This is a genomic window from Tuberibacillus sp. Marseille-P3662, from assembly GCF_900178005.1.
Taxonomy (GTDB): Bacteria; Bacillota; Bacilli; order Bacillales; family Sporolactobacillaceae; genus Marseille-P3662.
On the sequence record NZ_FXBS01000006.1, the window covers coordinates 1,110,625 to 1,132,672 of the forward strand.

Genomic DNA, 22,048 nt, shown 5'->3' on the forward strand with positions numbered 1-22,048 from the left:
ACTCCTTCTTAAGAAAGCAAATCACTCATAGACATAACACCAATATTCCCATCACCTTGTGGTACGACCAATTGCTCCATTACTTGAGAATGAGCGTTTAACAATGCAGCGAACCCATCAATCTTACGGTAACGATTTTGTTTGGTCGGCATCCAATTTCCGTTTCGATCTTCAACCAACTTCACATTATTGATGTACCATCGGAGCAATTTGTTTTTATTTGAAATAACTTTGCCATCCAAAAAAAGTTCTTTTATATCCTTCAATGCCGGACTTAGTGTCTTATAACCTTGCCGTACTAGTTCCATTTCAAAACCATTGCTTTCCAAATCCTTAACCAAACGGAACGCATTGGCCGGATCATAAGTGATTTTATCAATTTGATATTTTTGTGATTGTTCAATGAACCAGTCATAGACCTGAGTGTAATCGACATATTCACCGTCGCATATGGTCAAAAGCCCTTCTTTAGCGTATTCCATATAAGGAATTTTTTCGTTATCAGTCATGACCTTCTTTCTCGGAATCCATGAATGGGACAAAACAAAAACCTCTCCTGTATCCAGCAGAGGGAATTCAAGACATGCGCTTGTGAAGTCTTCGGTTGTCGAAAGATCAAAACCACCAACACAAGGCATACCATCAAGTGATGTGATATCTAACTGTTTTTCATTTCTTTTAATCACTTCATAATCAAGAAACGATTGCTCTGATGTGTCAGCAAAAATATTAAACTGCTTAGTAATGAAATCCGCGCGTTCCTGCGGTGTCCGCTTTTCCTTTTCCCAATCCTCTTTCAGGGTTTCAAGATCTAACGATAACCCCATATTCGGATTAGCTTTAACCCACATTTCCGGCTTTTCAAATTCATCTTCACTATCAAGCTCAGCTAAGAAATAAAACGTCCGTTCATCTTCAATTACACCATCTAAAACATCGGATCCATCTTCATAATATTTAACGAGTGGACCATCCAACTGATAACCAGCTGTCGTAATATATAAAATCAATGGTTGCTTACGGGATCCACGGGATTTTTTGATAATATTAATCAATTTATAGTCTTTGAATTCATGGATTTCATCAAAAACGCCCAGATGAGTGTTTAAACCATCCAGCTTTTCACTGTCAGATGCCCTGGCTTCGATTTTAGAGAAGTTCTTCTCATATTTAATTTCATATTGCAAAGGTCGATACTGTTTACGCAATGACGGTGACTTCTTAACCATCGCCTTGGCTTCCTCAAAAATGATACTAGCTTGCTGCTTAGAGTTAGCCAAAAGATAAATATCGGCCCCATTTTCACCATCTTTGGATACTGCAAAGTTAGATAATCCGGATATCATCGTTGATTTTCCGTTTTTTCGGCCAATAAAAATAAGACCCTCACGAAAGCGCCTTATCCCGGTATCCTTATGAACCCACCCATAAAGTGATCCAATGATGAAATGTTGCCAAGCTTGAAGGATGAGTTGATCATAGTCCCCTTTTGACGGTTTACAGTATTTTTCCATAAAACGAATCGGGCGATGACCTTTTTCTTCATCAAAAACCCAAGGGAAATCCTCGGTTCCTTGCCTTTTTAAGTCTTTCAAATGCCGTTTTGCCGCCAAAATATTCTTTTTACTGGCTAAAATGTTCCCTTTGACAACTTGCTCAGCATACCAATTGACAAGTAGATGCGACGATGGTTTAGCAAGTATTTTAATGATTCCGGTTGACTTAGAATTGGTCGAAGTCGTCGTCATCGTCGTTCACTACTTTCTTCCGTTGGGCAGCAGTCAAACCGAGCGACTTTAAAAGATTATTCAATGTCTGAACGGTCTTTGTTAACTCAATTGAAAGGGGGTTTTTGACGATATTGGTTGCTCCAGCCTTATTTGTATACTCATAAAGCAGGTCATTTTTCTTGATTTCTGATTGTAAACGCCTATAAAACCGATGAGTTTCAACATATAATTTGATCAATTCTTCATCTGATTCTTGGTACGAATCACCAAGATATTCGCGAATTTTCTTCTCTGTCGGCACACCCACATAAATCCCCCTTTCCTCTAATTTACATTTACCCCCCTTTCATGAAAATTTCTTCAGCGCTATAAACGAAGGAGGGCCGCCGGTCTACATGGAAAAAGATTTCCAAAATTTTAGTGAGGGGGGCTACGTCATTTCCCTATTGGCACAGCTTCTAACCACTTTCAGCTTGTTACGTTTCGGTTTTCCTTTATCCCCTTGTCTTCGACCCTTCTCCGGATGTTCTTTGTTATGACAAGTCGGACAGATGGACTCAAGGTTATGATAATCCAACGCAAGGTCAGGTCTATCTTCTAATGATTCGATGTGGTGTACTGTATTAGCAGGCGTAAGCTTGCCATCTTTGATGCACACCTGACATAGATAATGATCTCGGGTTAGGACATAGGTTCGGCACTTAGCCCACGCTTTTGATTTATAGAATGATTTATTTGGCATTGGTGATTACTCCACGATCGGCTTAAGTTTGCCAGTACATTTTTGACATTCGTTATCAAAGACGACGCAATTTTCATTGCTTTCGCATTCATTCTTTTCTGGTTCCGTACCGCATTCAGCGCATATAAACTTAATGTTCATAAGCATCATCACCTCGTAATCATTCACTGATAAACTCACCATCTCCATTTATCACTATAATTCTCTTAGACTTACCAACGTTCATCCAGAAAACATACAAGCCGTCATACTCACAAATAAACTCAACATCTAAGTTGATGCTTATATACCCAGCGCTCAATGAACATCACCTCAAAGTCAAATAGCGTGTACCGCCTGATTAAACTCTTTTCTAACCAATTCAATTAAATCATCATGTGTCTTATCCTTATACTCATCTGGACCCATAACCAATGTTCCGTCTACAGAATTACCAGCAAGGCTGACCGTATAACGGATTTCCACGCCAGTCATTGAAGACTGTTCAGGTACATGACTTTGATCAGTGTAGAGTTCGGCATATTCAAAACTGATATCATCGATACGAATCATCTAATCACCTCTTTTTAACCAAATAAAAAAGCACCCTGTTAAGGATGCTTTTTATTTCGTTTTATTCTCTGGTAGTTTCCTGCACTATAGCAAAGGGTACACTATGATTCTAATATGTTTGACCTTTTTTACTCTTCATTTTCTTGTTTTCGAACTAAATACAATCCTGTTCCGATTAATTTGGTTTTCAATTTGATGTTTTTATTATGTCTAAAAAAAGTTATATCACAGTTAGAAACTATACATTCCCCACTTTTGGTAACAAAAATCTTATAATTGAAAAGCAACAATAAAGGGTTGATATATATCATATTATTCTTCACATATATAAACATGATAAGCAAAAATAAACTTAGGTTAGTTATTAGGCTTGAGTTATCGTTAATATCGATTGACAACAAAGGTACTAAATAGGTTGCGATGTAACTAATTAAATCGTTATTATTTATTGAAACCTCTGAGAAAAAACGCTTTGTTGTTAATTTTGAATTAAGGATAAACAATAGGGCTAATAGCGAAAATACTAAAAATGATAACAATGTTAAAAAATATATTTTTTCTTTTAACACATAATTTCCTGCTAATATGGCCTTATAATTACTAAGCAATAATATTACATACAATGGCGAAAAAGATGAAATAAATAGAAGCACCCTTACTATCAATGTAGGCATTATTACTTCCTTCTTTCATTAAGCATCCTCATCAATTCTATCCTCTTGTCCTAAATAACTTTTATAAAAAGAATCCCTTATAAGTTGGGAAATAGGAATGAGTTGATCTTTATTGTTATAATTTATTTTATGATTCGAAGTATCTAAATCTAATTGAAGTTTAAACTTTTTATTAACTGTAACTATTTCCTCAAAGTTTTGCAAACATCTTTCCGCACGATCAATGTCAGCATTTAGTTTAGCAAAAGCTCTTACTATCCTGTAATCATTTAAACTGTCTTTTCTAAAATCATCAAAATTATTGATTTTATCAACATTTTTTACAACCCCTAATGTTTCTTTTGCTTTTTGTTTATAAACCCCTCTTAGAGAAAACACTTGTTCTAATGCATAATGTCTAATCACTAAGATTTCACTTTGGAAATAAATTAAATCTATATCGCCATCTATACCTATTAAATTTTCTGAAATTTGATGAAAGGTATTATCAGAAACAAATCCAGTCAATCCATACTTTAGTTTATTAAATTTAACCAGCTTTCTAAAAATGATCATCTCTTCCAAACCGTCTTCGGTGTTTATATCAAATTTGATGCTGTAATAGCTTAATTTATCCATTTGTTCTTGTATTTTCTTTTTCTTTGTTTTTTCGTCTTCGTAATAGCTATCGAAAACCTCTTGCAAATGACCCAAATCCGATAAGTTAGCTAACTCAAGATAATCCTGATAGTATCCTATCGGGCTATATGTTTTTTGTGGTTTTTCCTTATTATCGTTTAATGCTTGTAAAGTTATATCTTTGATTTGTTCTTTTACGTCATCCCCAATATCTACATAGAATGTGTGATATATTGGAGTGGATGTTTTTTTTGTAAAAAAAAGCCGAATATTAAGATCATCATATGAACTATCTTTTATTATGGTTTCTAATTTTTGGATATCCATAAAAATCCCCCTTTGTCGACATGTATTTCGACAAAAAAAGAGGAAAGTCCTGCTACTTATGACATAAATGATTGTTACCGTGATGAGTGTCTATTGATGGACGCGATCTGTCGATGGAATTGAACCACCATCTGATCAATCGTCCGCTTCTACCAATTAAGCTACACAGACCATAATAAAAAGACGCGCCCATAATGGACACGTTCCTAATGACTTTTTATCTATTAACATCGTATCACCTTATATCCGGAACAACCTGCCAACTTTTTGCCATAATCCTGCCGTTTTTTTGCCATTACTTACTTTCGTATTTTTTCATCTGAAAAATCTTGAATAACTTCACTTTTTTTCATAATATCCCAATTAGATAACTTTTTCTCTTCTAAAATATTTGCGCCGTCCTTTAACCACGAAATAGGTTCTTCGTTTGGTTTTGTCGGATTCACCCATATTAAAAGTCTGAGATATTCCGATTTATGTGAAATAGAATAAAAATGATCCCTAACTTTTTCATCACAAGAAACAACAATTTGATCAGTAACTAACGCCGCCTCGATTAAATGTACATCTTTAAGCATGGGGCCTACTCTAGATCTATCTTTTGTTTCTCCGATTACATTTCTTAAATTATGTACCCCCCTAACGTTGTTTATATACTTTACTTTCCTTCTTCTTTTAAAAGCTCCCAACAATTTTAAAGAGAATTTAGAAGCTCGTTTACGCCATTCACTTTCAATTTCATCGGACATGACTAAGGAATTTGGTGAGTTAAATAGTTCTAACAAGAATTCCCTACACATTGATGAAATTGGATGAATTTTTTTAGATGCTGAAAAAGAAACTGAAGTATCTACTACAAGATTTTTTCCTGATTCCATATTAAAATCCACCATTTCTACTATTTGTTGTTGCATCTAAATAATGAGCTTCTGCAGATAACTCTACGTCATCAAAGTCAACAGGCCATTCTCCAAATGTACCATTCTCATCTAGATCAGAACTTATCACTTCAGTTGCACCATCTGAAGAACTTTTTCTAAACCAATGGAGTTTTACCTTATTGTGACTTAAATTATTATTAGCAGCTATTGTTTGAATTCCTCTTAATAATATCGAACTATGAGTTTCAACAACTACAATAACTCCTCGAGCGGAAGCTTTCGCTAATAATTTTGCAAAGAAATATTGAGCTCTTGGATGTAAATGAATTTCAGGTTGTTCAATGTAAACCATTTGACCAGGCTTTGCGAAAATTAGTGCTACTACCACAGGTAATGTTTGTGAAACACCTAAACCAACATCGGCAATGTTAATTAGGTCATCGTTCTCATTTACTCCCTCAATATTTCTTCCAACATTCAAAGAAACTTGAGTATCGTTTATCTTCTTAGCTTTGATTCTATTGGTCAATCCAATAGACTTTAAATCATTTTCAAGTTCAGAGAGTTTATCTTCTTCGTTGTTCTGCCATTGAGTGATTATACTAGCAACATATTTTTCAAAAGTACCAGGCAAAAATAATTCCTCATAATCTGAATCTACGGCAGTTGTAGGATAATTACGTTCAGGATTCCCTCTCAGTCCTGGGAGATGAATTATTTTTCGAATTTCCCTCTCAAAGGAATTTATAGGAAAATCAGTTAAAAACCGATCTTCACCTAAGGTTATAACACCTTTTAGAAAACACCTATTTCTTTTAACAATAACATCGTAATCGCTGTCTTCCAGTCTGTTGACGATATCGATAAGGTATTCTGGTATAAAGTCGAAAAGCTCTTCCCCTTTCATCTTAGAATGTAATGTAAATGAATCAATAGTGTCATTTTGACCTGAAAAATTATACACATTATATTCAACCTTATCTACTATAAATCCGGTTTTCCCTTTTTTGAAAAATACTTTACAAGACTCATCTGAGCCAAGTTTAAACCCAACAGAAAAATATGTTAGATTATTTGCTCTTGGATTCTTAAATAGTAATTGATCGTTAGAAGTAAATCTTACATTAGGTCCATTTAACAGCAATGCTCCAGGATCAAAACTCTCTTCTAATGTTTGCTTCATTAATAGCAAAGGTTGAATAAAGCTGGATTTCCCTGAACTATTGGTTCCCGCCATTACTGTCAAAGGCTTAATCTCAATATCAGTTTCTTTATCAATTGATTTATAACCTTCTACTGATATTTCTTTTATTCCATCAAACACTGCCTGTCTTCTTCGCCTTCTTTTATTCACAATTATCCCCCCTAAATACTTAATTTCTACAAAAAAAACAAATCACCTTCACGATTACCCATATCTTATATTTTGTGTAATTCCCCTATTTACCAAATCGCCTGTCACACACGAATCCAAACACATTCAAAAAATGAATTACACACACACTTTATTACGGTTAATTAAAAGTGTATGTTTAGAATAAGTAACCAAAAAATTTACATAAGTATAAAAGGTTTTTGAACTTTTTTGTCGAAATTTGCATATTAGCTTAATTTTAATTTAATATGTGTACAAATTTGAGGTGTTTGACATGTCGCCTAAAAGAAGAAAACTTACCCCCAATGAAAATGCTATCCTCCTATCTGAGGTTGAAAATATGTGCCCATTATGTACGAAATCCCTTATGTATGAAAAAAACGGAAAAACAAATAAAATATTTGAAGCTGCACACATCTTCCCTTTAAATCCGACTTCTCATGAGGCCCAGTTATTAAGTGATGAAGAAAAACTTAATGAAGATGTTAATCATGTAGATAACTTTATTGCTCTGTGCCGAGACTGTCATAAAAAATTTGATAATCCCAGGACTGAAGAGGAATATCGGAAGTTAGTTAAAATTAAAAAGTCTCTAATAAAGAGGACTCAAACAAGAGAAAATTATTTTAATTATGGAATTGAAACGGAGATAAAAGAAATATTAATGACTTTGGTTGAGGATGAAGTCGAATCTAAAAGCATTCCTTTAAGTATGAATGCTTTAAGACTTGAGGATAAAGCAAATAAGACTTTAACAGTTCTAACAAAAAGAAGAATACGTGGAGAGATTACTGATTATTATCTATATATACAGAAGCAATTCAGACTTCTAAATAAACAATATCCAAACTCCTTCGATATGATTTTGTCTCAAGTCAAAACTTTTTATTTAAAATTAAGAAAAACCGAAAGTTCACAAGAGGAAATTTTTAATCGAATGACAGAATGGTTATCAAAAAAAACAGAGAATAGCAATATAAATGCGTGCAGTATTATTATTTCGTTTTTCATTCAAAACTGTGAGGTGTTTTAGTGTTAGTTCCAAACAAAGCGATGAGTTTTAAGGAGTCTGTTATAGGTAAAGTGCCTATAATTCTTAATTTAATAAAAGATGAGGATTTATCTATTCATGAATTGTTTATAAAGACGCAAGGTCACTTTGAAGCAATAGATGAATTTATATACTCACTAGATGTATTATATTTGCTTAACTCGATTGAAGTTGACTTTAATAAAGGAGTAGTAAAATATGTTAATAGAGATTAGATGTGAAATATTTCGAGAGAAAGTGATAACCTTTAACAAAGGACTTAACGTCATTTTAGGAGATAATTCTGGATCAAACTCCATTGGAAAATCTACACTATTAATGATATTAGATTTTATCTTTGGAGGTGACACATATATAACTCATAATAAAGATGTAATTTCTAAATTAGGTCATCATGAATTCTTATATACTTTTAAGTTTAACAATAATGAGTTTTATTTTATTCGTGGAACAAAGGACCCTAAAATTATTTACAAATGTGATGAAAAATTTAACATACAGGATAGCATGGAATTAAACTCGTACAAAAAATTTCTAAAAGATAATTATAAACTACAATCCAAGGATTTAAAATTTAGAGAGGCAGTTAGTCTATTCTCTAGAGTTTGGGGTAAAAAAAATTATGATGTTAAAAGACCTTTGCATAATCATCACGCTGAAAAAAATGTAGTAACAATAACAAGGTTGATCAAGTTATTTAATCAATACTATAGAATAGTTCAAGAAGATGAAGAGCTCAAACAGTTAACCGAATCAAAGAAAGTCTTAAATAATGCAGGAAAATTTGATTATGTTCCAAAAATAAATAAGAAGAAATACGATCAAAACTTAAAAGAGATACACAATCTTAAAAATGAGATAGAAAAGTTGAGCAAAAGTTTTTTTAGTCCTTCTATACAAATATCTGATATTATTTCCGAGGAACTATTAGAGCTAAGGAAACAAAAAAATGTTTTAACTGAAGAAAGGGATTATTTTAAGTCCAGATATAATAGGACCGACAAAAATATTATACGTTCTACAGAAGTTGGTTTTGAAACCCTCTTGGAATTTTTTCCGGATGTAAATTTAGAAAAACTTAAGTCCATTGAAGAATTTCATGACGGAATAAGTACAATTTTGGATAATGAATTAAAACAAGTAAGGAAGGAATTAAAAAGAAATATAGAAGTGTTAAACAAAGAAATAGATGATATAAATCAAAAAATGGAAAGACTATTAAGTCCCAATGAACAACATACTATTTATACGGATAACTTAATAGAGTATACCTCAAAATTAGAAGAGCTTCAAAGAGAAAATAGATATTATGAGGACTTTAAAACATTAAATGATAATGTAGCATCTAAGACAAAATCCTTAAGTAAAATGAAGGAAGAGATTGTCGATAATATTAATGTAAAAATAAATGCTAAGTTGAGTGAAATAAACGATTTAATTCATGATGATAAAAGATCAGCGCCTAAAATTAAGTTAACTAATAAAAATTATAACTATGAGTATTCGGAAAATACAGGTACAGGAAAAGCCTACACTAATCTTATTATTTTTGATTTAGCCATGTTTAATTTAACAAAAATACCTTTTTTAATTCATGACTCTTTCTTATTTAAAAATATTGAAAAGTCAGCAGTAGAAAATCTTATTTACTATTACAATAAATTTCATAAACAAGCTTTCATATCTATTGATGTAATAAATATTTATGAGAAAGAGGTTCAAAAAATACTCAATAACAAAAGCGTAATTAATCTTTCAACAGATAAACTATTGTTTACCAAAGATTGGCGTGATGAGTCTAAAGATGAGTAAGGTTTAGATCTATTTTGAATGGGCTATCTCCGGAAAGGCGCTTCTCTTTTTAAGATAGCGCCTCTTTTATTCCACAAAAAATCCCGCCTATTATAATTGCGTATTAAATCCTAAATTTCGACAATGCTTTGTCCATGACATCTTGGTTAACTCCTATGTAGCGAAGTGTTATGTCCGGTGATGAATGGTTAAACAGTTCCTGGAGCAAAGCCACGTCTTTGTACTTTTGATAAAAATGATAGCCAAACGTCTTTCGCATGGTGTGCGTCCCGATATCCACTAAATTGTAGGCATCAGCAGCGTCTCTTAGAATCTTGTATGTCATGCTTCGGCCAATGGGTTTGTTATCACCGATACGACTCTTAAAAATATACTCATGATCGTCTTTATCTTCAATATATCCCTTAATCTCACGTTTTAAGGTTGGCGTGATTCGTATCATTTTTTGTTTCTTAGTCTTACCTTCTCTAATCCGCAGATGAGTGCCTTTGACATCACCAACCTTGATAGTGAGAATGTCCGAAACCCTAAGCCCGGTATTAATGCCAAGAACAAACAGAAGATAATTCCTGTCACTCCGTGATTTCAAATAATGCTTAACAGCTTCGATCTTATCCGGATCCCTAATTGGCTGGACGAAATTCATTGAGAAGTCACCGTCTTTTCTTTATAAACCTCAATTTTAAGCATGAAAGCTAATTTATAAAAGGCACGGGACTTCACCCTATAATACTTCCGTTCACTCATGCCGATCTCATTGTAAACTTCATAATCAAAAGCATCATCGCTCATGTAACGTTTAATAATAATCGACCGTTCAAAGTAACTGAGTCGGTTGACTGCCTTCTGTATCTTTTTGATATGTTGTTGACGGATCCGTTCTTGATCAATATTGTGAATAGCCGCCTCTTCCGTTTCAGAATGATTCACATTGGTATTGCTCGGAGGAACTAATGAGAACTGTTGTGTGACACTTGGAATCTTTTCTTCTGGTACCGTGAACAAAAACATTTGATACTTCTCCAACGCTTCTTCGACAGCCTTCCTTGTTGCGAAACGATCTATTTCCGGTAATTTGAATGATAACTGATTCACTGAATGTCCCCCTTGTGTTATACTCAAACTACCATGTACTAATTTATTGGATAGCCCGGAGTTTATCCGGGCCTTTGTTATGTCCGAAAAATCGTAATCAACCAAAATACAGAGACAACAATAAACAAAAACTTGTATCCCATTTTTTCGACCTTGATATCTTCTAATTTTTCTTTTAGCTTTTCATTCTCGTCCCGGAGTTTGACTGACTGCTGAGCATGATACACGTTAGCTAATTTGGTATATTCACTTTCTTTCACCGCCCTACCCCCTTACGCATTTCTTCTTTTGTCCGTTCCAAAATGGCAGTGTGAATCTTTTCTTGGGTTTTAGGACCAATGCCATCAATGTTATTCATCGCTTCCTCAGTAAGCTTCCATGTTTCCTCGCAACCACGAATGAAACCTTGAGTGAATGCCTTATCTAATTTCTTTTTCTGACTCACCCAATCACTTCCTCGCTATGGTCACCAAGATGCTGTTTGTAAACGCCTAACAACTTTTGATCGTCATATTTGTTCCAATACTCAGCAACTGTGCCGGTCATTAAAAATAGCCATGCAGTAATTGTTTCACGTTCAGATTGAGTCATGATTTTCCCCTCCTAGCTTCGCAGTATTCCAGCGCTTTCCGTTCTTTCCTAGTCAAATACTCATCAGCAACTCTTAGACCTTGTGTACTCCGATTCTGGAGTTTTGTGGCTATCAAAATAATATCCTCTCATACTCGCAAACGTCACAGGCAGCCGTTACGGGCTGCTCATATACGGGAGTAGGATCACCGTACTCATAAACATCCAATCCTCTAACCTTCACTTTTCCACCACACTTTGGACACTCACGCTTCTTCATGATTATCATCCCTGTTTCGGCTACGCTCTGGATCAAAGCCGTTTGGATATCGTTTTTCAAGTTTTTTAATATTCAAATCGGTTACTTCATCAAGGTCATAACCAAGCGCATCCGCCATTCGGGTGATATAAAACAATAGATCGCCTAATTCATAAACAATTTTCAACCGTGCTTCATCACTGCCAATATAATGACCGTGAAATGCTATTTTCTTGATAGCGTCCACAACCTCGCCTGATTCACCGCCAATACCCATTGCCCACGCGACAAGTTCTGTTTGAAGATCGTCAAACTTGCCTGCTGTTCGTTCTGTCGCTTTTTGATAGTCATTGATATTCATTCCAACGGCCCCTTTTCTCTGGTAAACTCTTGATCTAGTTGATTTTGAGTGATTGCAATCCGTTCCGGTGTCCGAAAACTTTTGAGCGTTGTTAGATTGTCAATGGAGTAACTTACGTCCACAACAGTAAAAACAATTCCGTCTATCTTGCGTTTGTAAAAATCACCACGCTTAGGTTGTTCCATAATTATTTAATCGCCCTCTTTCTGGTTAATCCCATCTGACTCTTTTTCCAATATACGGTCTGAATTGTGCAACCTAATTGTTCAGCGATTTCTTTGGGGATCATGCCTTCATAGTGCAGACGCATTAGATCTGCATCATCAACCTTGTTGATTTTCTTTTTGTGTTTCTTTTTCTTCGGTTGCTTATTGTCCAGATTTTTGCCAAGATCATTGATTCGTTTTCCGATCGGACATTTCAGACAGACATCAAGATAACCTGTTCTGCCGCTTATCCCAGATTTCTTTTCACAGTGATCGCAGTATTGATCTTCGAGTTTTCTGATTTGGATGATGGTTGCATGGCGTTCAGCGTTCATGATCCTCACCGCCTTTTCTTTCAACAACACTTATCACTAACCTGTATAGCGCTGCTATAATCACTAAATCGCCTATCAAAATACCGACTATTGATAAAGATTCCTTGATCAGCCCATGATCAATCATCGGCACTCACCTCCAACAATTCCGGATTCTCATAGACATTTCCGATAACAAATCCTTCTAAATCCCAAAAATAAAAAGGTTGTTCCTGTTCAAACGGAGAGTAAAAATGCAACTTGTAAGATACAAATCTTTTAGAATAAAATACAACTGCAATACCGCCGTTACAGTCCAAAACGTCCCCCTCATAAACCTCAACTCCGTTTTTGTCCCTGAGTCCGGTGTACTGATCTCTAGATAGCAATTCATAATCTGCTAAGAATGCTGGGGATAATTCTTTTAATGGTCGTTCTTCGATTTGCGATAAAAAATAATGCTTTGTTTCAATGTTTCCACTTGCTTTGTGCCTCACGATATAGCGAAATTTAATATTGCTCATCCACACTCACCCTCTCCGAATCCTCTATAGTCCACTTGCCTTCCATCAATTGACCAAATGTTGCGTCCGTCCCAAATATTTCTGGAAATACGTCCTTATCGACCATAACTTTGTAATCTTTTCTTAGGTGATAAGCAGCGACTTTCCCTTCGTCAACCGCCTTCATCGCTTCTTCAAAGGACACGTACCGGGGTAGGATGCGCCATTTAGTGTTAAGGAATAGCCGGTGCGCTTCCACCGTTTTATTTCCGTCCTTTAAATCCATCAATCTCATATCTCCGGGAGCATATTGAACAACTTTTCCTCGGTGACTTTCCGCTTTCTCATATGGATTTGCCATTAAATAATCGATCATCTGCCCTGTCGTTAGCCATTCAGTAACCTTCTCACTCATCGTCAGCCTCTCCCTTCAAACGGCGAATTTCCGCAATCAATTTTGGAACAATCTCTCTCGATTCAGCGATAAACGTTGCATTTGCATGGGCTTCCATGAATTGGTCACCTTCCTCGGGATAAACGCAATGCCCATAAATGATTTCAAGTTGCGATTCGTGTCTACTGGGAGACTCAATGGCATCGTTCATTCTTATCACATGACCGTTCTCCGATTCGTCATAAACAGTTTCCCAAGGCCCTATGGAAGTTTCACCTATAATCGTTTCGAGTCGCTTTAACTCTTGTTCCGTTACCTTCTCACTCATCGTTAGCCTCCTTACTCCACAAAACCGTGGAGTGAATTCACTTCCAAATAATGTACTTGAATTTGTTAGGCTTGCTCTCATGGGTCGTAATCGTCCTAAGTATTTCACCGTCACTGTTTTTCCGTTTGCTTTCTGTGACCCAAATCTTGCGACCCATAATTAAGAACCTGATTCAAAAGACATAAATTCATACAACTTGCACTCGATCTTGTAATCTCTAAATATCTCAATATCACCGACTGTATTTTCCAGATCTAATAGTTTGCCAAGTTTGAGAGCCGTCTCTTCAACCGTCTTTTGGACCGTATCCAGTTCAAAGTCTTCACTGTACTTGAATAACAATTCATAAAGCGCCTCATTTGGATTTGGGAAGGCAGGACCTTTCCCTGCTGGTGAATACGGTGTATAGACCTTCACTTGTTCAGGCATCGAAACTCATCCACCTTTCCGATTCATCTTCATTACGACTGAGAATGTGTACAGTCCGTTTCAATTGATCGTTGTCGCCTAGAAGCGTCTGATTTTCTTCAGATATGTGCTTATACAGCGTTTGAAGATTGTCTTTTTCACGAACCAAATCAGCGTTTTCAATTTTTAATTCACCGTTTTGCTTTCTCAGATCCTCTAACTCAGCTTCGGCATCAGCAAGACACTGACTGGTGTTTTTCATGTTCGCTTCTAACGCCTTATACTGGTTTTGCAATTGCTCGTTTGGATCGGTAGTATCGGCTTCATCCTTCTTTTCAGAATGATATTCTTGTTGCTGCTTTGAGCGTTGATGGTAATAGTAAGTCTTGATTGTGTTTCGCTTTGCTCCGGTCTCATCCGAAATTTTCATAAGATCAACAGCTTGGTTATTTTCCATGGCTTCATCGATCATTTGCTTGGCCTTTTGCAAGCCTTCTTTTGCACTTTCTTTTGAGCTTGGCATCGTTTCGTGACCTCCGTTCCTATATTTTTCAAGTTCTTCTGGGGACAGCTTGTACTCCGTTACCTCACTATTTGCCGGACGCTTGTGGTCCCGAGTGCCGTAATTGATTTGCTGATCCATAGCTAACCTCCAAGTCTTCTAATTTGAACTTGATGTGTAGAGCTTCTTGGATGTTTCCACGTGACAAAGCCGTTTCATATTGCTGTCTGAGGTGCTTCATTTGATCCATGATATTCACCCCGCAATTCCTTTTTAAATTCCTCGAACCATTGTTGTGCTTGGGTTGGGGTCCATCGGTCCTGGCATCCACACGGTTGAGTTTTGATACCGTAACCGACATCCTCATATAGAACGCCGCGTCCGTGACAATTAGAGCAAATCATAATTGCTTCAACCTCCAATCATCACCTTGAATTTTTATAGGCTTAGTTCCTTGCATCATTCGGGAGACGAGACGACCACCATGATGACCATACTTTTTTACGAGATCAGCTGACGTATAATTTGTAGTGAAAACATTGGCTTTGCCTATTCGCGAATTCATGATTTGAAAGAGCTTGTCCGCTGCCCAACTTTCTCGACCATCTTCGACTTTCACATATTCAGCACCAATATCATCCAAAACAAGTAGATCAACATCACTAATGATTTTCATAATCTCTGATTCTGTTGTTTCAGACTCCTTGTTAAATGTGTCTTTAATCGCCGTCATCAAATCAGGGATATTGATAAATAGTGACTGATAACCTTTTTCTGCAACTGCCTTGGAAATGCAATATGACAAATGAGACTTTCCTAATCCATATAAGCCACGAAAAAACAATGACTGGAAATTCTTTTGTTTAAATTCATCATCCATGAAATGATTGGCGTACCATTTTGCTTTTTGAAGAGCATCTTCTTTGCTGGGATCGTCGTCAGGTATGTAATTCTCAAAAGATGCTTTCTTAATATCAGGTGGGATTAAACTGTATTTATCAAATATTGCTTTAGCCTTCCGCCATTTTTGTTGCTTGATTGATTCTATTTGTTGTTGCTTTAATTGCTCATCATCACAGGTGAGACAACGACTGACCTGTCCCTTTGACGTTTCGATGATTTTGACTTCTGTACCGCAATGTTCACAAGTACGGGTTCCGACAATTTTAAAAGAGGTTTTCATATTGGCTAGTGTCTCTTTGACCGACCGCATTTTGTTCACCAACTTCATCTTGATTCAGATAAGATTCAAATTTTGTTCCAAAGAGCGTTTCAGGACGAAGGAACTTGGACATTTTAGGATCATTCACCCATTCATGGGTCTTAATCTCAATGACAAGTTTAAAATCATTAAATCGAAAACCTTCGTTCCAACGTGCTTTGATCAGTGATCGTGTTTTATTAGTTTGTGCCCGATATTTGGATCCAGTTGCAGAGTTGAGATAGTTTACTATCTCGACGTAAGGTATTTTCTCTTCTTCTATTTCTTCTTCTTTTTCTTCTTCTTCTTCTTCTTCTTCTTCTTGTCCCCTTACCGTCCACGTGTCGTCCACGTATCGTGAAAATTGATCCAAAATCGCTTCATTATGGACATTTTGAGCGATATCTTGAAGAAGGGATTTATCTTTAACACTCTCTAATTCCTTAGCAATTAAATCAATAACTGGTTTTCCTGCACGGTGAAGGTTGTATTTACCCCAGTTGATGACTGCAATTTCCCTCGTGTTTTCGTTGTACTTAACAACCTTATGGTGATTGACGAACCGTTCTAGCAAACTTCGGACTGACTCAATAGAATAGCCTAAATCAAAGGCCATTTGCTTTCTCGTGATCTGATAAACACCGATCTGTGTGGTGTTTGGATTGGTCAAAAGATAAAGGTAAAAATATTTGTCCTCTGGCGTCATTTCTTCCAACACTTTAGGATCTTGCCAAAATGTTGTATGGATTTGTCTAAATTTAGCCAAGAAAAGTTCACCCTTTCATGCATAAATTTGTACAAGTTTGATATACTGATAGTACAAGTTGTTTTTTTGAGAGGGGACTCTGGGCTGCTACCCTTCCCCTCATAATCCAAATGTGATTGAATAAATGCCAATGAATATAACAACACCGGCAATGACAAAGTGATACCAACGATCTCCGTTGTCTTCCATTACGAAATCCTCCCTTCGTAGATTGATAGATTGGATTTACAAAGGGCGCCAAGCGCTCACCCATTGAATGGCATCATCATAATCAACGCGCTTAACTTCCCTATATGTTGGTGCCTGGAAAGCACGTCTTAATTGACTATGGATGTGAGAATACATTTGATGTTTTGTATCAAGAGTTCCCATGATTCCATCGCTAAATAGTTTCTCAATACGTTTTTTGATCGCATGATTCAAAGTGCTAGCTTGTCCGTGATTTAACGTTAGTTCGTTATCAAAACGTGTTTTTAACTCGCCTACTTCTTCCTCGATTCCATCCATTCGCTCATTTGATTCAATTGATAACTTCATAGCAGATATCAACTGATCACGTTCACTCAATGGCTGTGGTTGGTTCAATTGCTTTTCCATTCTGCGAAACTCATTGATGTATTTTTCTTTAAATTCAGCTGCCTTCTTACCTGTGTATCCCATAGCCAAAAATGAAAACCCATCTTGGGTGATGTAAAACATTGGATATTGTTTGCCTCGGCTTTCATAATTTGACGGCGCAAAATTGCGCTGCGAAAATTCATTGCTACATTCAAGATTTCGAATGTCTCTTAAAACATCCCGATGATTTTTACCAAAAGACTCGGCAACCGTTGGGCTGTCTGTCACCACTTCTTCGTTTTTTATGAATACTAAATCGTTCATTTAGCCCCACTCCTTTCAGCAGCCATTTAGATATATTCTTCAGCGTCCGATTTTGTTTCAAAAACTTTGGTATAAACCCAACCGAATTGGTTTTTACTTTTTACGTGAAACGCGCCGCCTTTTTCTTCAACCCAATGAGTTCTCATTGATTCACCTCCCCTTCTCGTGAATCCACTGGATTAGAAAATCTTTAGCTTCTTGGGCAGGAAAATACCATTTTTGCCCGACTTTAAATTTAGGAAAGCGTTCATCAAAGAAAAATTGATCTTGAATTGTTCCCCAGCTCATGCAAGTTCGGCGTTTTAACTCTGCCGTATCCCAAAAAACAAGATCTGCTTCAATTTGTTTGACCTTTTCCTCGACCTTTTCTAAATAAAGATCACGTGCTTCTTGTTCATCGATTTGAATGTCTAGCAAAAGAGCCCACCACCTTTCAAGAATTAGTTTCATATGTGATTTTTAAGCCGAGAGCTGAACAAACTTTATTAATTGTATCTTCATTCCACCTCCGTTCACCCGCAATTAGATCAGATAAATATTGAGCACTATAACCAATTTCCCTTGCTAATTGAGCGTTTGTTATTTTTTTTTGCTGCATTTTTTCCTTAACGACGTTTGAAAAGTTCATTTCATTACCTCCCGTTAAACACAATATTAAGCAATTAGCTTATTAATATCAAAGCCTGAAATTAAGCATATAGCTTTATTTAATAGCGTTAACACCATTAAATAAACTATTTGCTTAAATATGCTCGGATTTGCTATTAATTTAAGCTATTTGCATATTGTGAGTGTAAGCTAATAGTGTTATTCTTTTTATAAGCTATTTGCTGATAGATTCGGAGGAGAAATAATGGATGTTAATCATAGGATTAAGGAAATTAGAGAAACCAAAAGAAATAATTCAGGAAGAAAATTAAGTGGTACCGCAGTGGCAAAGATGTTAGGAATCACTCCCCAGTATTACTATGAAATCGAAAGAGGTGAGAAAAACTTAAGTGCTGAAATGGCAAGGAATATATCTGAAATTTTTGGCGTAACAACCGATTACTTGTTAGGTATTTCTGATGATCCAAACGATTCAGAACCAAAACGACGACAAACAGAGATTACTGATAAAGATGAACGTGACATAGCTAAACGCATGGAAGAAATCAAAAAAGACTTACAAGATGATGGTGGTCTCAGCTTTTCTGGTGAACCGATGAGCGATGAGGCTAAAGAGTCATTACTCGATGCTATGGAACATGTGGTAAGACAGACTCAGCGAATTAACAAGAAATACATACCTAAAAAATACAGAGAAGATAAAGATAAAGATTAGGGGTGACCAAGGGGGTCAAATTTTTGAAGTGGGTTAAAGATAATGTGGGTACATTAATTAAGAAATGTAAAACAAACGATCCTTTTGAAATTGCAAACTTTATAAATGTCCATGTTGTACCCTGGGATCTGCATGAGGAGATCAATGGATTTTACAAATACGATCGTCGAAATAAATACATATTTTATAACAGCAATTTGGGTAACGAAATGCAATACTTTGTATGCGCTCACGAACTTGGACACGCTGTTTTGCACCCAAAAGTGAATACGCCGTTTCTTCGGTCAAGTACATTTTTCTCTATAAACAAAATTGAGGTTGAAGCGAATACATTTGCTGTGGAATTACTTATCCCGGATAAAGTGATTTATGATCAATGCAATTCAAGAATGACTATTCAAGAAGCTGCATCAACATACAATGTGCCACATGAAGTAGCACATCTAAAAAATTTTTAACTTCAAATAGAACATACATTCTATTAAGGAGGTGAAAATAGGCTAACCGATAAACTGAAAGGAGAAATGTAAATGAGCAGTATTAGTTACAGGCAACATAAGGGTAAATGGGAATATAGAATCGTGTATGAAGATCCCTTTACTCAAAAACCTAAGGAAAAATCAAAACGTGGATTCAGAACTAAGCCAGAAGCACGTTATGCAGCGCAGGAAATGGAGAAAAAATTGCTTAATGGAAACGAATACGACACTCCGTTTGCCTTGAAAAATTATCTTAGGGAATGGTTAACAACATTCAAGGAAAACAACGTTAGCAAGAATACGTATGAGCTTCATGAACACAATGTTGAAAATCACATCATCCCTTATTTTAAGGACATCAACATAACGGATATTAAGCCTATGATGTACCAAAAATTTATTAATTATCTTATTGACGAGGATCAGCAGGATTATAGCAAGCGTACTACTGAGATTATTCATGGGACGATGTTCAATGCTTTAAACAAAGCTGTCTCTATGGGTAAATTAGAGAAAAACCCCTGTCTAGACGTTGAAATTAAAATTAAGCCTAAGAAAAATGGTGATGACCTGAAATACATGAAAAGTGAAGATATTTCTTTGTTTTTGAAAACAGCTTATAAATACGGATATATTTATTACATTTACTTTAAAACGTTGATTAACACGGGTTTGAGAAAAGGTGAAGCCGCTGCCCTTCAGTGGGATGATATTGACTTCAAAGAAAACAAAATTAAAATTACGAAAACGTTAGATTTCAAGGCTAAGACAAGAGATGAGATATTTGGTGATACAAAAACTTATCATTCAAAACGGGTGATCAAAATAAACAAGTTGTTAGCTGATGATTTACGGATGCACATGAAATATCAAAACGATAACAAACTTATTCTCAATGAAGCTTACGATCATAAGTCAAATTTGGTTTTTGCTAGAAAAGACGGTTCATTTTTGCCTAAATCTAGTTTGTTTAATGCTTTTGAACGCATTCTTAAACGCGCTGGACTTCAAAAGCTCCCCATTCACTCAACTCGACATACTCATGCTGTACTTCTATTGGAATCTAAGGCAAGTATGAAATACATTCAAGAAAGGCTTGGTCACAAAAGCATAGAAATCACGGCTGATATTTACTCGCATATTAGTGACAAAATTGATAATGATTCGATGGATCAATATGATGATTACATGAATACGATTTTAGAATAATTCTTGGGTGTTGCTTGGGTACCCACATAACTCACCCTCATTAAACCTCAAAACACCCAAGAAATAATAATCCCTCGACGCCTGAGCGCCAAGGGATTCAAAGATTAATAGGTAGCCATATATTGATCGCGTTCCCACGGGTGGACTTGCGTGCGGAACATATCCCATTCAATTTCTTTTGATTCGATGAAATGTTCTAAGGTATGTTCTCCAAGGGATTCGCTGATAATTTTGTCCGCTTTAAGTAGCTCAATGGCTTCTTTTAATGTTGCTGGCAAGTCTTGAATGCCTTCCTCTTCCCGTTCTTCTTGATCCATGACGTAAATATTCTTATCAACGGGATCAGGTGGGGTCATTTTGTTTTTGACACCGTCAAGACCAGCAGCGAGCATCGTTGTCATGGCCAAATATGGATTGGCGGATGGATCTACACTTCGAACCTCAATACGTGTGCTCAAGCCGCGAGAAGCCGGAATACGGACGAGAGGACTACGGTTTTGCATCGACCAAGCCACATAGCTTGGGGCTTCAAATCCTGGTACAAGCCGCTTATATGAATTCACAATAGGATTCGTTACAGCAGTGAACCCGCGAGCGTGTTTGACAACGCCGGCAATGAATTGCATAGCCGTATCATTTAATTGCGATTCGGTCTCAGGGTCATAGAATGCATTATCCTTGCCATTAAATAATGACATGTTAGCATGCATACCCGATCCGTTGACACCGAAAAGCGGTTTTGGCATAAAGGTCGCATGTAAACCATGCTTTCTGGCGATGGTTTTAACAACGAGTTTAAACGTTTGGATATTATCACACGTTGTCACCGCATCAGCATATTTGAAGTCAATTTCATGCTGCCCAGGAGCAACTTCGTGGTGAGAAGCTTCGATTTCAAAACCCATGTCTTCAAGCTCAAGCACAATATCACGTCGGCAGTTTTCACCAAGATCCGTTGGGGCCAAATCGAAATAACCGCCTTTGTCATTCAGTTCAAGCGTGGGATCGCCCTTTTCATCCATTTTAAAGAGGAAGAATTCTGGTTCCGGTCCGATATTAAAATGCGTGAAACCAAGGTCTTCCATTTCCTTTAACTGTCGTTTCAAAACAGTACGAGGGTCCCCTTCGAACGGTGTGCCATCAGGGCTGTAAATATCACAGATCAGACGGGCGACACGGCCTTTTTCTGATGTCCATGGGAAAACGACCCATGTATCCAAATCAGGATACAAAATCATATCCGATTCTTCAATCCGTACAAATCCTTCAATAGAGGAACCATCAAACATCATATCATTATCTAACGCCTTAGGCAGTTGATCAACAGGAATCTCAACATTTTTAATAATGCCTAACAGATCCGTGAATTGCAGGCGTACAAATTTAACGTTTTCTTCTTCAGCCATTTTCATAATGTCTTCGCGAGAATATTGGCTCATAAAATCAGTGTTCCTCCCAAACTATTTTTTGATGATCTTTCTAGTA

Annotated in this window: 35 protein-coding genes; 6 read left to right on the forward strand and 29 right to left on the reverse strand. The window is 36.3% G+C overall.

The window, feature by feature from the left end; genetic code table 11:
• Positions 1 to 8 precede the first annotated feature (8 nt).
• From B9Y89_RS14220 to B9Y89_RS14255, 8 genes are all read right to left on the reverse strand, one after another.
• Positions 9 to 1,748, reverse strand: coding sequence for a terminase large subunit (locus B9Y89_RS14220; RefSeq protein ID WP_085523857.1), 1,740 nt, complete (start codon positions 1,746 to 1,748; stop codon positions 9 to 11).
• Positions 1,723 to 2,037, reverse strand: a complete 315-nt coding sequence (locus B9Y89_RS14225; RefSeq protein WP_085523858.1) for a P27 family phage terminase small subunit — start codon at positions 2,035 to 2,037, stop codon at positions 1,723 to 1,725. Before B9Y89_RS14225 ends, B9Y89_RS14220 begins: the two co-directional genes overlap by 26 nt.
• A 123-nt stretch (positions 2,038 to 2,160) precedes the next feature.
• Complete coding sequence (locus tag B9Y89_RS14230) at positions 2,161 to 2,472, reverse strand: HNH endonuclease signature motif containing protein (RefSeq protein WP_085523859.1); 312 nt, start codon at positions 2,470 to 2,472, stop codon at positions 2,161 to 2,163.
• A 318-nt stretch (positions 2,473 to 2,790) separates the two neighbouring features.
• Positions 2,791 to 3,024, reverse strand: coding sequence for a hypothetical protein (locus B9Y89_RS14235; protein WP_085523860.1), 234 nt, complete (start codon positions 3,022 to 3,024; stop codon positions 2,791 to 2,793).
• A 128-nt stretch (positions 3,025 to 3,152) separates the two neighbouring features.
• On the reverse strand, positions 3,153 to 3,698 hold the full coding sequence (locus tag B9Y89_RS14240; RefSeq protein WP_085523861.1) for a hypothetical protein: 546 nt from the start codon (positions 3,696 to 3,698) through the stop codon (positions 3,153 to 3,155).
• Positions 3,699 to 3,716: 18 nt separating this feature from the next.
• Positions 3,717 to 4,643 (reverse strand): Kiwa anti-phage protein KwaB-like domain-containing protein, encoded by a 927-nt coding sequence (locus B9Y89_RS14245; RefSeq protein ID WP_085523862.1) that lies wholly within the window; start codon positions 4,641 to 4,643, stop codon positions 3,717 to 3,719.
• Positions 4,644 to 4,942: 299 nt separating this feature from the next.
• On the reverse strand, positions 4,943 to 5,521 hold the full coding sequence (locus B9Y89_RS14250) for a hypothetical protein (RefSeq protein WP_085523863.1): 579 nt from the start codon (positions 5,519 to 5,521) through the stop codon (positions 4,943 to 4,945).
• Between the two features lies 1 nt (position 5,522).
• Positions 5,523 to 6,878: an AAA family ATPase gene (locus tag B9Y89_RS14255; RefSeq protein ID WP_217807190.1), complete on the reverse strand. Its 1,356-nt coding sequence runs from the start codon at positions 6,876 to 6,878 to the stop codon at positions 5,523 to 5,525.
• Positions 6,879 to 7,173: 295 nt separating this feature from the next.
• Between B9Y89_RS14255 and B9Y89_RS14260 the strand changes: the two genes are divergently transcribed.
• Genes B9Y89_RS14260 through B9Y89_RS14270 form a run of 3 tightly spaced genes read left to right on the forward strand, consistent with a single transcriptional unit; the run spans position 7,174 to position 9,762 of the window.
• Positions 7,174 to 7,932, forward strand: coding sequence for an ABC-three component system protein (locus B9Y89_RS14260; protein ID WP_085523865.1), 759 nt, complete (start codon positions 7,174 to 7,176; stop codon positions 7,930 to 7,932).
• Positions 7,932 to 8,165: an ABC-three component system middle component 7 gene (locus B9Y89_RS14265; protein ID WP_085523866.1), complete on the forward strand. Its 234-nt coding sequence runs from the start codon at positions 7,932 to 7,934 to the stop codon at positions 8,163 to 8,165. Before B9Y89_RS14260 ends, B9Y89_RS14265 begins: the two co-directional genes overlap by 1 nt.
• Entirely contained in the window at positions 8,149 to 9,762 is a 1,614-nt protein-coding gene (locus B9Y89_RS14270) for a DUF2326 domain-containing protein (protein WP_085523867.1), read from the forward strand. Before B9Y89_RS14265 ends, B9Y89_RS14270 begins: the two co-directional genes overlap by 17 nt.
• Positions 9,763 to 9,865: 103 nt before the next feature.
• Here B9Y89_RS14270 and B9Y89_RS14275 read toward each other — a convergent pair whose 3' ends face one another.
• The 20 genes from B9Y89_RS14275 to B9Y89_RS14360 form a co-directional block, all read right to left on the reverse strand.
• A complete protein-coding gene (locus B9Y89_RS14275) occupies positions 9,866 to 10,408 on the reverse strand; it encodes a site-specific integrase (protein ID WP_085523868.1) in 543 nt (180 codons plus the stop codon).
• Positions 10,405 to 10,857 (reverse strand): ArpU family phage packaging/lysis transcriptional regulator, encoded by a 453-nt coding sequence (locus tag B9Y89_RS14280; protein ID WP_085523869.1) that lies wholly within the window; start codon positions 10,855 to 10,857, stop codon positions 10,405 to 10,407. Before B9Y89_RS14280 ends, B9Y89_RS14275 begins: the two co-directional genes overlap by 4 nt.
• A 77-nt stretch (positions 10,858 to 10,934) precedes the next feature.
• A complete protein-coding gene (locus B9Y89_RS14285; protein WP_085523870.1) occupies positions 10,935 to 11,117 on the reverse strand; it encodes a hypothetical protein in 183 nt (60 codons plus the stop codon).
• Complete coding sequence (locus tag B9Y89_RS14290) at positions 11,114 to 11,302, reverse strand: hypothetical protein (protein WP_085523871.1); 189 nt, start codon at positions 11,300 to 11,302, stop codon at positions 11,114 to 11,116. Before B9Y89_RS14290 ends, B9Y89_RS14285 begins: the two co-directional genes overlap by 4 nt.
• The gene (locus tag B9Y89_RS19105) at positions 11,299 to 11,448 is read right to left on the reverse strand and encodes a hypothetical protein (RefSeq protein WP_176222238.1); all 150 of its coding nucleotides are present in this window, start codon (positions 11,446 to 11,448) and stop codon (positions 11,299 to 11,301) included. The genes B9Y89_RS14290 and B9Y89_RS19105 overlap by 4 nt, the downstream gene beginning before the upstream one ends.
• Positions 11,449 to 11,693: 245 nt before the next feature.
• Positions 11,694 to 12,047 (reverse strand): nucleoside triphosphate pyrophosphohydrolase family protein, encoded by a 354-nt coding sequence (locus B9Y89_RS14295; protein WP_085523872.1) that lies wholly within the window; start codon positions 12,045 to 12,047, stop codon positions 11,694 to 11,696.
• Positions 12,044 to 12,232, reverse strand: coding sequence for a hypothetical protein (locus B9Y89_RS14300; protein ID WP_085523873.1), 189 nt, complete (start codon positions 12,230 to 12,232; stop codon positions 12,044 to 12,046). The genes B9Y89_RS14295 and B9Y89_RS14300 overlap by 4 nt, the downstream gene beginning before the upstream one ends.
• 2 nt (positions 12,233 to 12,234) lie before the next feature.
• A complete protein-coding gene (locus tag B9Y89_RS14305) occupies positions 12,235 to 12,588 on the reverse strand; it encodes a zinc-finger domain-containing protein (protein ID WP_085523874.1) in 354 nt (117 codons plus the stop codon).
• Positions 12,578 to 12,715, reverse strand: a complete 138-nt coding sequence (locus B9Y89_RS19110; protein ID WP_176222239.1) for a hypothetical protein — start codon at positions 12,713 to 12,715, stop codon at positions 12,578 to 12,580. Before B9Y89_RS19110 ends, B9Y89_RS14305 begins: the two co-directional genes overlap by 11 nt.
• The gene (locus tag B9Y89_RS14310; protein WP_085523875.1) at positions 12,708 to 13,091 is read right to left on the reverse strand and encodes a YopX family protein; all 384 of its coding nucleotides are present in this window, start codon (positions 13,089 to 13,091) and stop codon (positions 12,708 to 12,710) included. The genes B9Y89_RS19110 and B9Y89_RS14310 overlap by 8 nt, the downstream gene beginning before the upstream one ends.
• Positions 13,078 to 13,485 carry a hypothetical protein gene (locus B9Y89_RS14315; protein ID WP_085523876.1) on the reverse strand — a complete coding sequence of 136 codons (408 nt, stop codon included), beginning with the start codon at positions 13,483 to 13,485 and terminating at the stop codon, positions 13,078 to 13,080. Before B9Y89_RS14315 ends, B9Y89_RS14310 begins: the two co-directional genes overlap by 14 nt.
• On the reverse strand, positions 13,478 to 13,792 hold the full coding sequence (locus B9Y89_RS14320) for a hypothetical protein (RefSeq protein ID WP_085523877.1): 315 nt from the start codon (positions 13,790 to 13,792) through the stop codon (positions 13,478 to 13,480). The genes B9Y89_RS14315 and B9Y89_RS14320 overlap by 8 nt, the downstream gene beginning before the upstream one ends.
• 159 nt (positions 13,793 to 13,951) lie before the next feature.
• Complete coding sequence (locus tag B9Y89_RS14325; RefSeq protein ID WP_085523878.1) at positions 13,952 to 14,221, reverse strand: hypothetical protein; 270 nt, start codon at positions 14,219 to 14,221, stop codon at positions 13,952 to 13,954.
• On the reverse strand, positions 14,214 to 14,843 hold the full coding sequence (locus B9Y89_RS14330) for a hypothetical protein (RefSeq protein ID WP_085523879.1): 630 nt from the start codon (positions 14,841 to 14,843) through the stop codon (positions 14,214 to 14,216). Before B9Y89_RS14330 ends, B9Y89_RS14325 begins: the two co-directional genes overlap by 8 nt.
• Complete coding sequence (locus B9Y89_RS19115; RefSeq protein ID WP_176222240.1) at positions 14,791 to 14,952, reverse strand: hypothetical protein; 162 nt, start codon at positions 14,950 to 14,952, stop codon at positions 14,791 to 14,793. Before B9Y89_RS19115 ends, B9Y89_RS14330 begins: the two co-directional genes overlap by 53 nt.
• Positions 14,953 to 15,102: 150 nt before the next feature.
• Entirely contained in the window at positions 15,103 to 15,915 is an 813-nt protein-coding gene (locus tag B9Y89_RS14340) for an ATP-binding protein (RefSeq protein WP_254901306.1), read from the reverse strand.
• A complete protein-coding gene (locus B9Y89_RS14345; RefSeq protein WP_085523882.1) occupies positions 15,869 to 16,669 on the reverse strand; it encodes a conserved phage C-terminal domain-containing protein in 801 nt (266 codons plus the stop codon). The genes B9Y89_RS14340 and B9Y89_RS14345 overlap by 47 nt, the downstream gene beginning before the upstream one ends.
• A 225-nt stretch (positions 16,670 to 16,894) precedes the next feature.
• Positions 16,895 to 17,551, reverse strand: coding sequence for a Rha family transcriptional regulator (locus tag B9Y89_RS14350; protein ID WP_085523883.1), 657 nt, complete (start codon positions 17,549 to 17,551; stop codon positions 16,895 to 16,897).
• Positions 17,552 to 17,701: 150 nt separating this feature from the next.
• Positions 17,702 to 17,968: a group-specific protein gene (locus B9Y89_RS14355; protein ID WP_085523884.1), complete on the reverse strand. Its 267-nt coding sequence runs from the start codon at positions 17,966 to 17,968 to the stop codon at positions 17,702 to 17,704.
• Between the two features lie 16 nt (positions 17,969 to 17,984).
• Complete coding sequence (locus B9Y89_RS14360; protein WP_085523885.1) at positions 17,985 to 18,179, reverse strand: helix-turn-helix domain-containing protein; 195 nt, start codon at positions 18,177 to 18,179, stop codon at positions 17,985 to 17,987.
• A gap of 225 nt (positions 18,180 to 18,404) precedes the next feature.
• Here B9Y89_RS14360 and B9Y89_RS14365 point away from each other — a divergent pair, with 225 nt between their 5' ends.
• The 3 genes from B9Y89_RS14365 to B9Y89_RS14375 all read left to right on the forward strand — a co-directional run bounded on the left by B9Y89_RS14365 (position 18,405) and on the right by B9Y89_RS14375 (position 20,563).
• Positions 18,405 to 18,875, forward strand: a complete 471-nt coding sequence (locus tag B9Y89_RS14365) for a helix-turn-helix domain-containing protein (protein WP_085523886.1) — start codon at positions 18,405 to 18,407, stop codon at positions 18,873 to 18,875.
• A 23-nt stretch (positions 18,876 to 18,898) separates the two neighbouring features.
• Positions 18,899 to 19,333 carry an ImmA/IrrE family metallo-endopeptidase gene (locus B9Y89_RS14370; RefSeq protein WP_085523887.1) on the forward strand — a complete coding sequence of 145 codons (435 nt, stop codon included), beginning with the start codon at positions 18,899 to 18,901 and terminating at the stop codon, positions 19,331 to 19,333.
• A gap of 72 nt (positions 19,334 to 19,405) precedes the next feature.
• Complete coding sequence (locus B9Y89_RS14375) at positions 19,406 to 20,563, forward strand: tyrosine-type recombinase/integrase (protein WP_085523888.1); 1,158 nt, start codon at positions 19,406 to 19,408, stop codon at positions 20,561 to 20,563.
• A 104-nt stretch (positions 20,564 to 20,667) separates the two neighbouring features.
• On the opposite strand, the gene glnA is transcribed toward B9Y89_RS14375, so the two are convergent.
• Positions 20,668 to 22,002, reverse strand: coding sequence for a type I glutamate--ammonia ligase (gene glnA / locus B9Y89_RS14380; RefSeq protein ID WP_085523889.1), 1,335 nt, complete (start codon positions 22,000 to 22,002; stop codon positions 20,668 to 20,670).
• Positions 22,003 to 22,048 lie beyond the last annotated feature (46 nt).

Bases quoted from the DNA above. Each gene is read 5' to 3' on its own strand.
- B9Y89_RS14235 (WP_085523860.1), bottom strand. From the start codon at position 3,024: ATGATTCGTATCGATGATATCAGTTTTGAATATGCCGAACTCTACACT.
- B9Y89_RS14310 (WP_085523875.1), bottom strand. From the start codon at position 13,091: ATGAGCAATATTAAATTTCGCTATATCGTGAGGCACAAAGCAAGTGGA.
- B9Y89_RS19105 (WP_176222238.1), bottom strand. From the start codon at position 11,448: ATGACTCAATCTGAACGTGAAACAATTACTGCATGGCTATTTTTAATG.
- B9Y89_RS14250 (WP_085523863.1), bottom strand. From the start codon at position 5,521: ATGGAATCAGGAAAAAATCTTGTAGTAGATACTTCAGTTTCTTTTTCA.
- B9Y89_RS14300 (WP_085523873.1), bottom strand. From the start codon at position 12,232: ATGGAACAACCTAAGCGTGGTGATTTTTACAAACGCAAGATAGACGGA.
- B9Y89_RS14270 (WP_085523867.1), top strand. From the start codon at position 8,149: ATGTTAATAGAGATTAGATGTGAAATATTTCGAGAGAAAGTGATAACC.
- B9Y89_RS14275 (WP_085523868.1), bottom strand. From the start codon at position 10,408: ATGAATTTCGTCCAGCCAATTAGGGATCCGGATAAGATCGAAGCTGTT.
- B9Y89_RS14365 (WP_085523886.1), top strand. From the start codon at position 18,405: ATGGATGTTAATCATAGGATTAAGGAAATTAGAGAAACCAAAAGAAAT.
- B9Y89_RS14315 (WP_085523876.1), bottom strand. From the start codon at position 13,485: ATGAGTGAGAAGGTTACTGAATGGCTAACGACAGGGCAGATGATCGAT.
- B9Y89_RS14330 (WP_085523879.1), bottom strand. From the start codon at position 14,843: ATGGATCAGCAAATCAATTACGGCACTCGGGACCACAAGCGTCCGGCA.
- B9Y89_RS14305 (WP_085523874.1), bottom strand. From the start codon at position 12,588: ATGAACGCTGAACGCCATGCAACCATCATCCAAATCAGAAAACTCGAA.
- B9Y89_RS14350 (WP_085523883.1), bottom strand. From the start codon at position 17,551: ATGAACGATTTAGTATTCATAAAAAACGAAGAAGTGGTGACAGACAGC.
- B9Y89_RS19115 (WP_176222240.1), bottom strand. From the start codon at position 14,952: ATGGATCAAATGAAGCACCTCAGACAGCAATATGAAACGGCTTTGTCA.
- B9Y89_RS19110 (WP_176222239.1), bottom strand. From the start codon at position 12,715: ATGATTGATCATGGGCTGATCAAGGAATCTTTATCAATAGTCGGTATT.
- B9Y89_RS14260 (WP_085523865.1), top strand. From the start codon at position 7,174: ATGTCGCCTAAAAGAAGAAAACTTACCCCCAATGAAAATGCTATCCTC.
- B9Y89_RS14360 (WP_085523885.1), bottom strand. From the start codon at position 18,179: ATGAACTTTTCAAACGTCGTTAAGGAAAAAATGCAGCAAAAAAAAATA.
- B9Y89_RS14245 (WP_085523862.1), bottom strand. From the start codon at position 4,643: ATGGATATCCAAAAATTAGAAACCATAATAAAAGATAGTTCATATGAT.
- B9Y89_RS14375 (WP_085523888.1), top strand. From the start codon at position 19,406: ATGAGCAGTATTAGTTACAGGCAACATAAGGGTAAATGGGAATATAGA.
- B9Y89_RS14230 (WP_085523859.1), bottom strand. From the start codon at position 2,472: ATGCCAAATAAATCATTCTATAAATCAAAAGCGTGGGCTAAGTGCCGA.
- B9Y89_RS14220 (WP_085523857.1), bottom strand. From the start codon at position 1,748: ATGACGACGACTTCGACCAATTCTAAGTCAACCGGAATCATTAAAATA.
- glnA (WP_085523889.1), bottom strand. From the start codon at position 22,002: ATGAGCCAATATTCTCGCGAAGACATTATGAAAATGGCTGAAGAAGAA.
- B9Y89_RS14325 (WP_085523878.1), bottom strand. From the start codon at position 14,221: ATGCCTGAACAAGTGAAGGTCTATACACCGTATTCACCAGCAGGGAAA.
- B9Y89_RS14340 (WP_254901306.1), bottom strand. From the start codon at position 15,915: ATGCGGTCGGTCAAAGAGACACTAGCCAATATGAAAACCTCTTTTAAA.
- B9Y89_RS14240 (WP_085523861.1), bottom strand. From the start codon at position 3,698: ATGCCTACATTGATAGTAAGGGTGCTTCTATTTATTTCATCTTTTTCG.
- B9Y89_RS14295 (WP_085523872.1), bottom strand. From the start codon at position 12,047: ATGAATATCAATGACTATCAAAAAGCGACAGAACGAACAGCAGGCAAG.
- B9Y89_RS14320 (WP_085523877.1), bottom strand. From the start codon at position 13,792: ATGAGTGAGAAGGTAACGGAACAAGAGTTAAAGCGACTCGAAACGATT.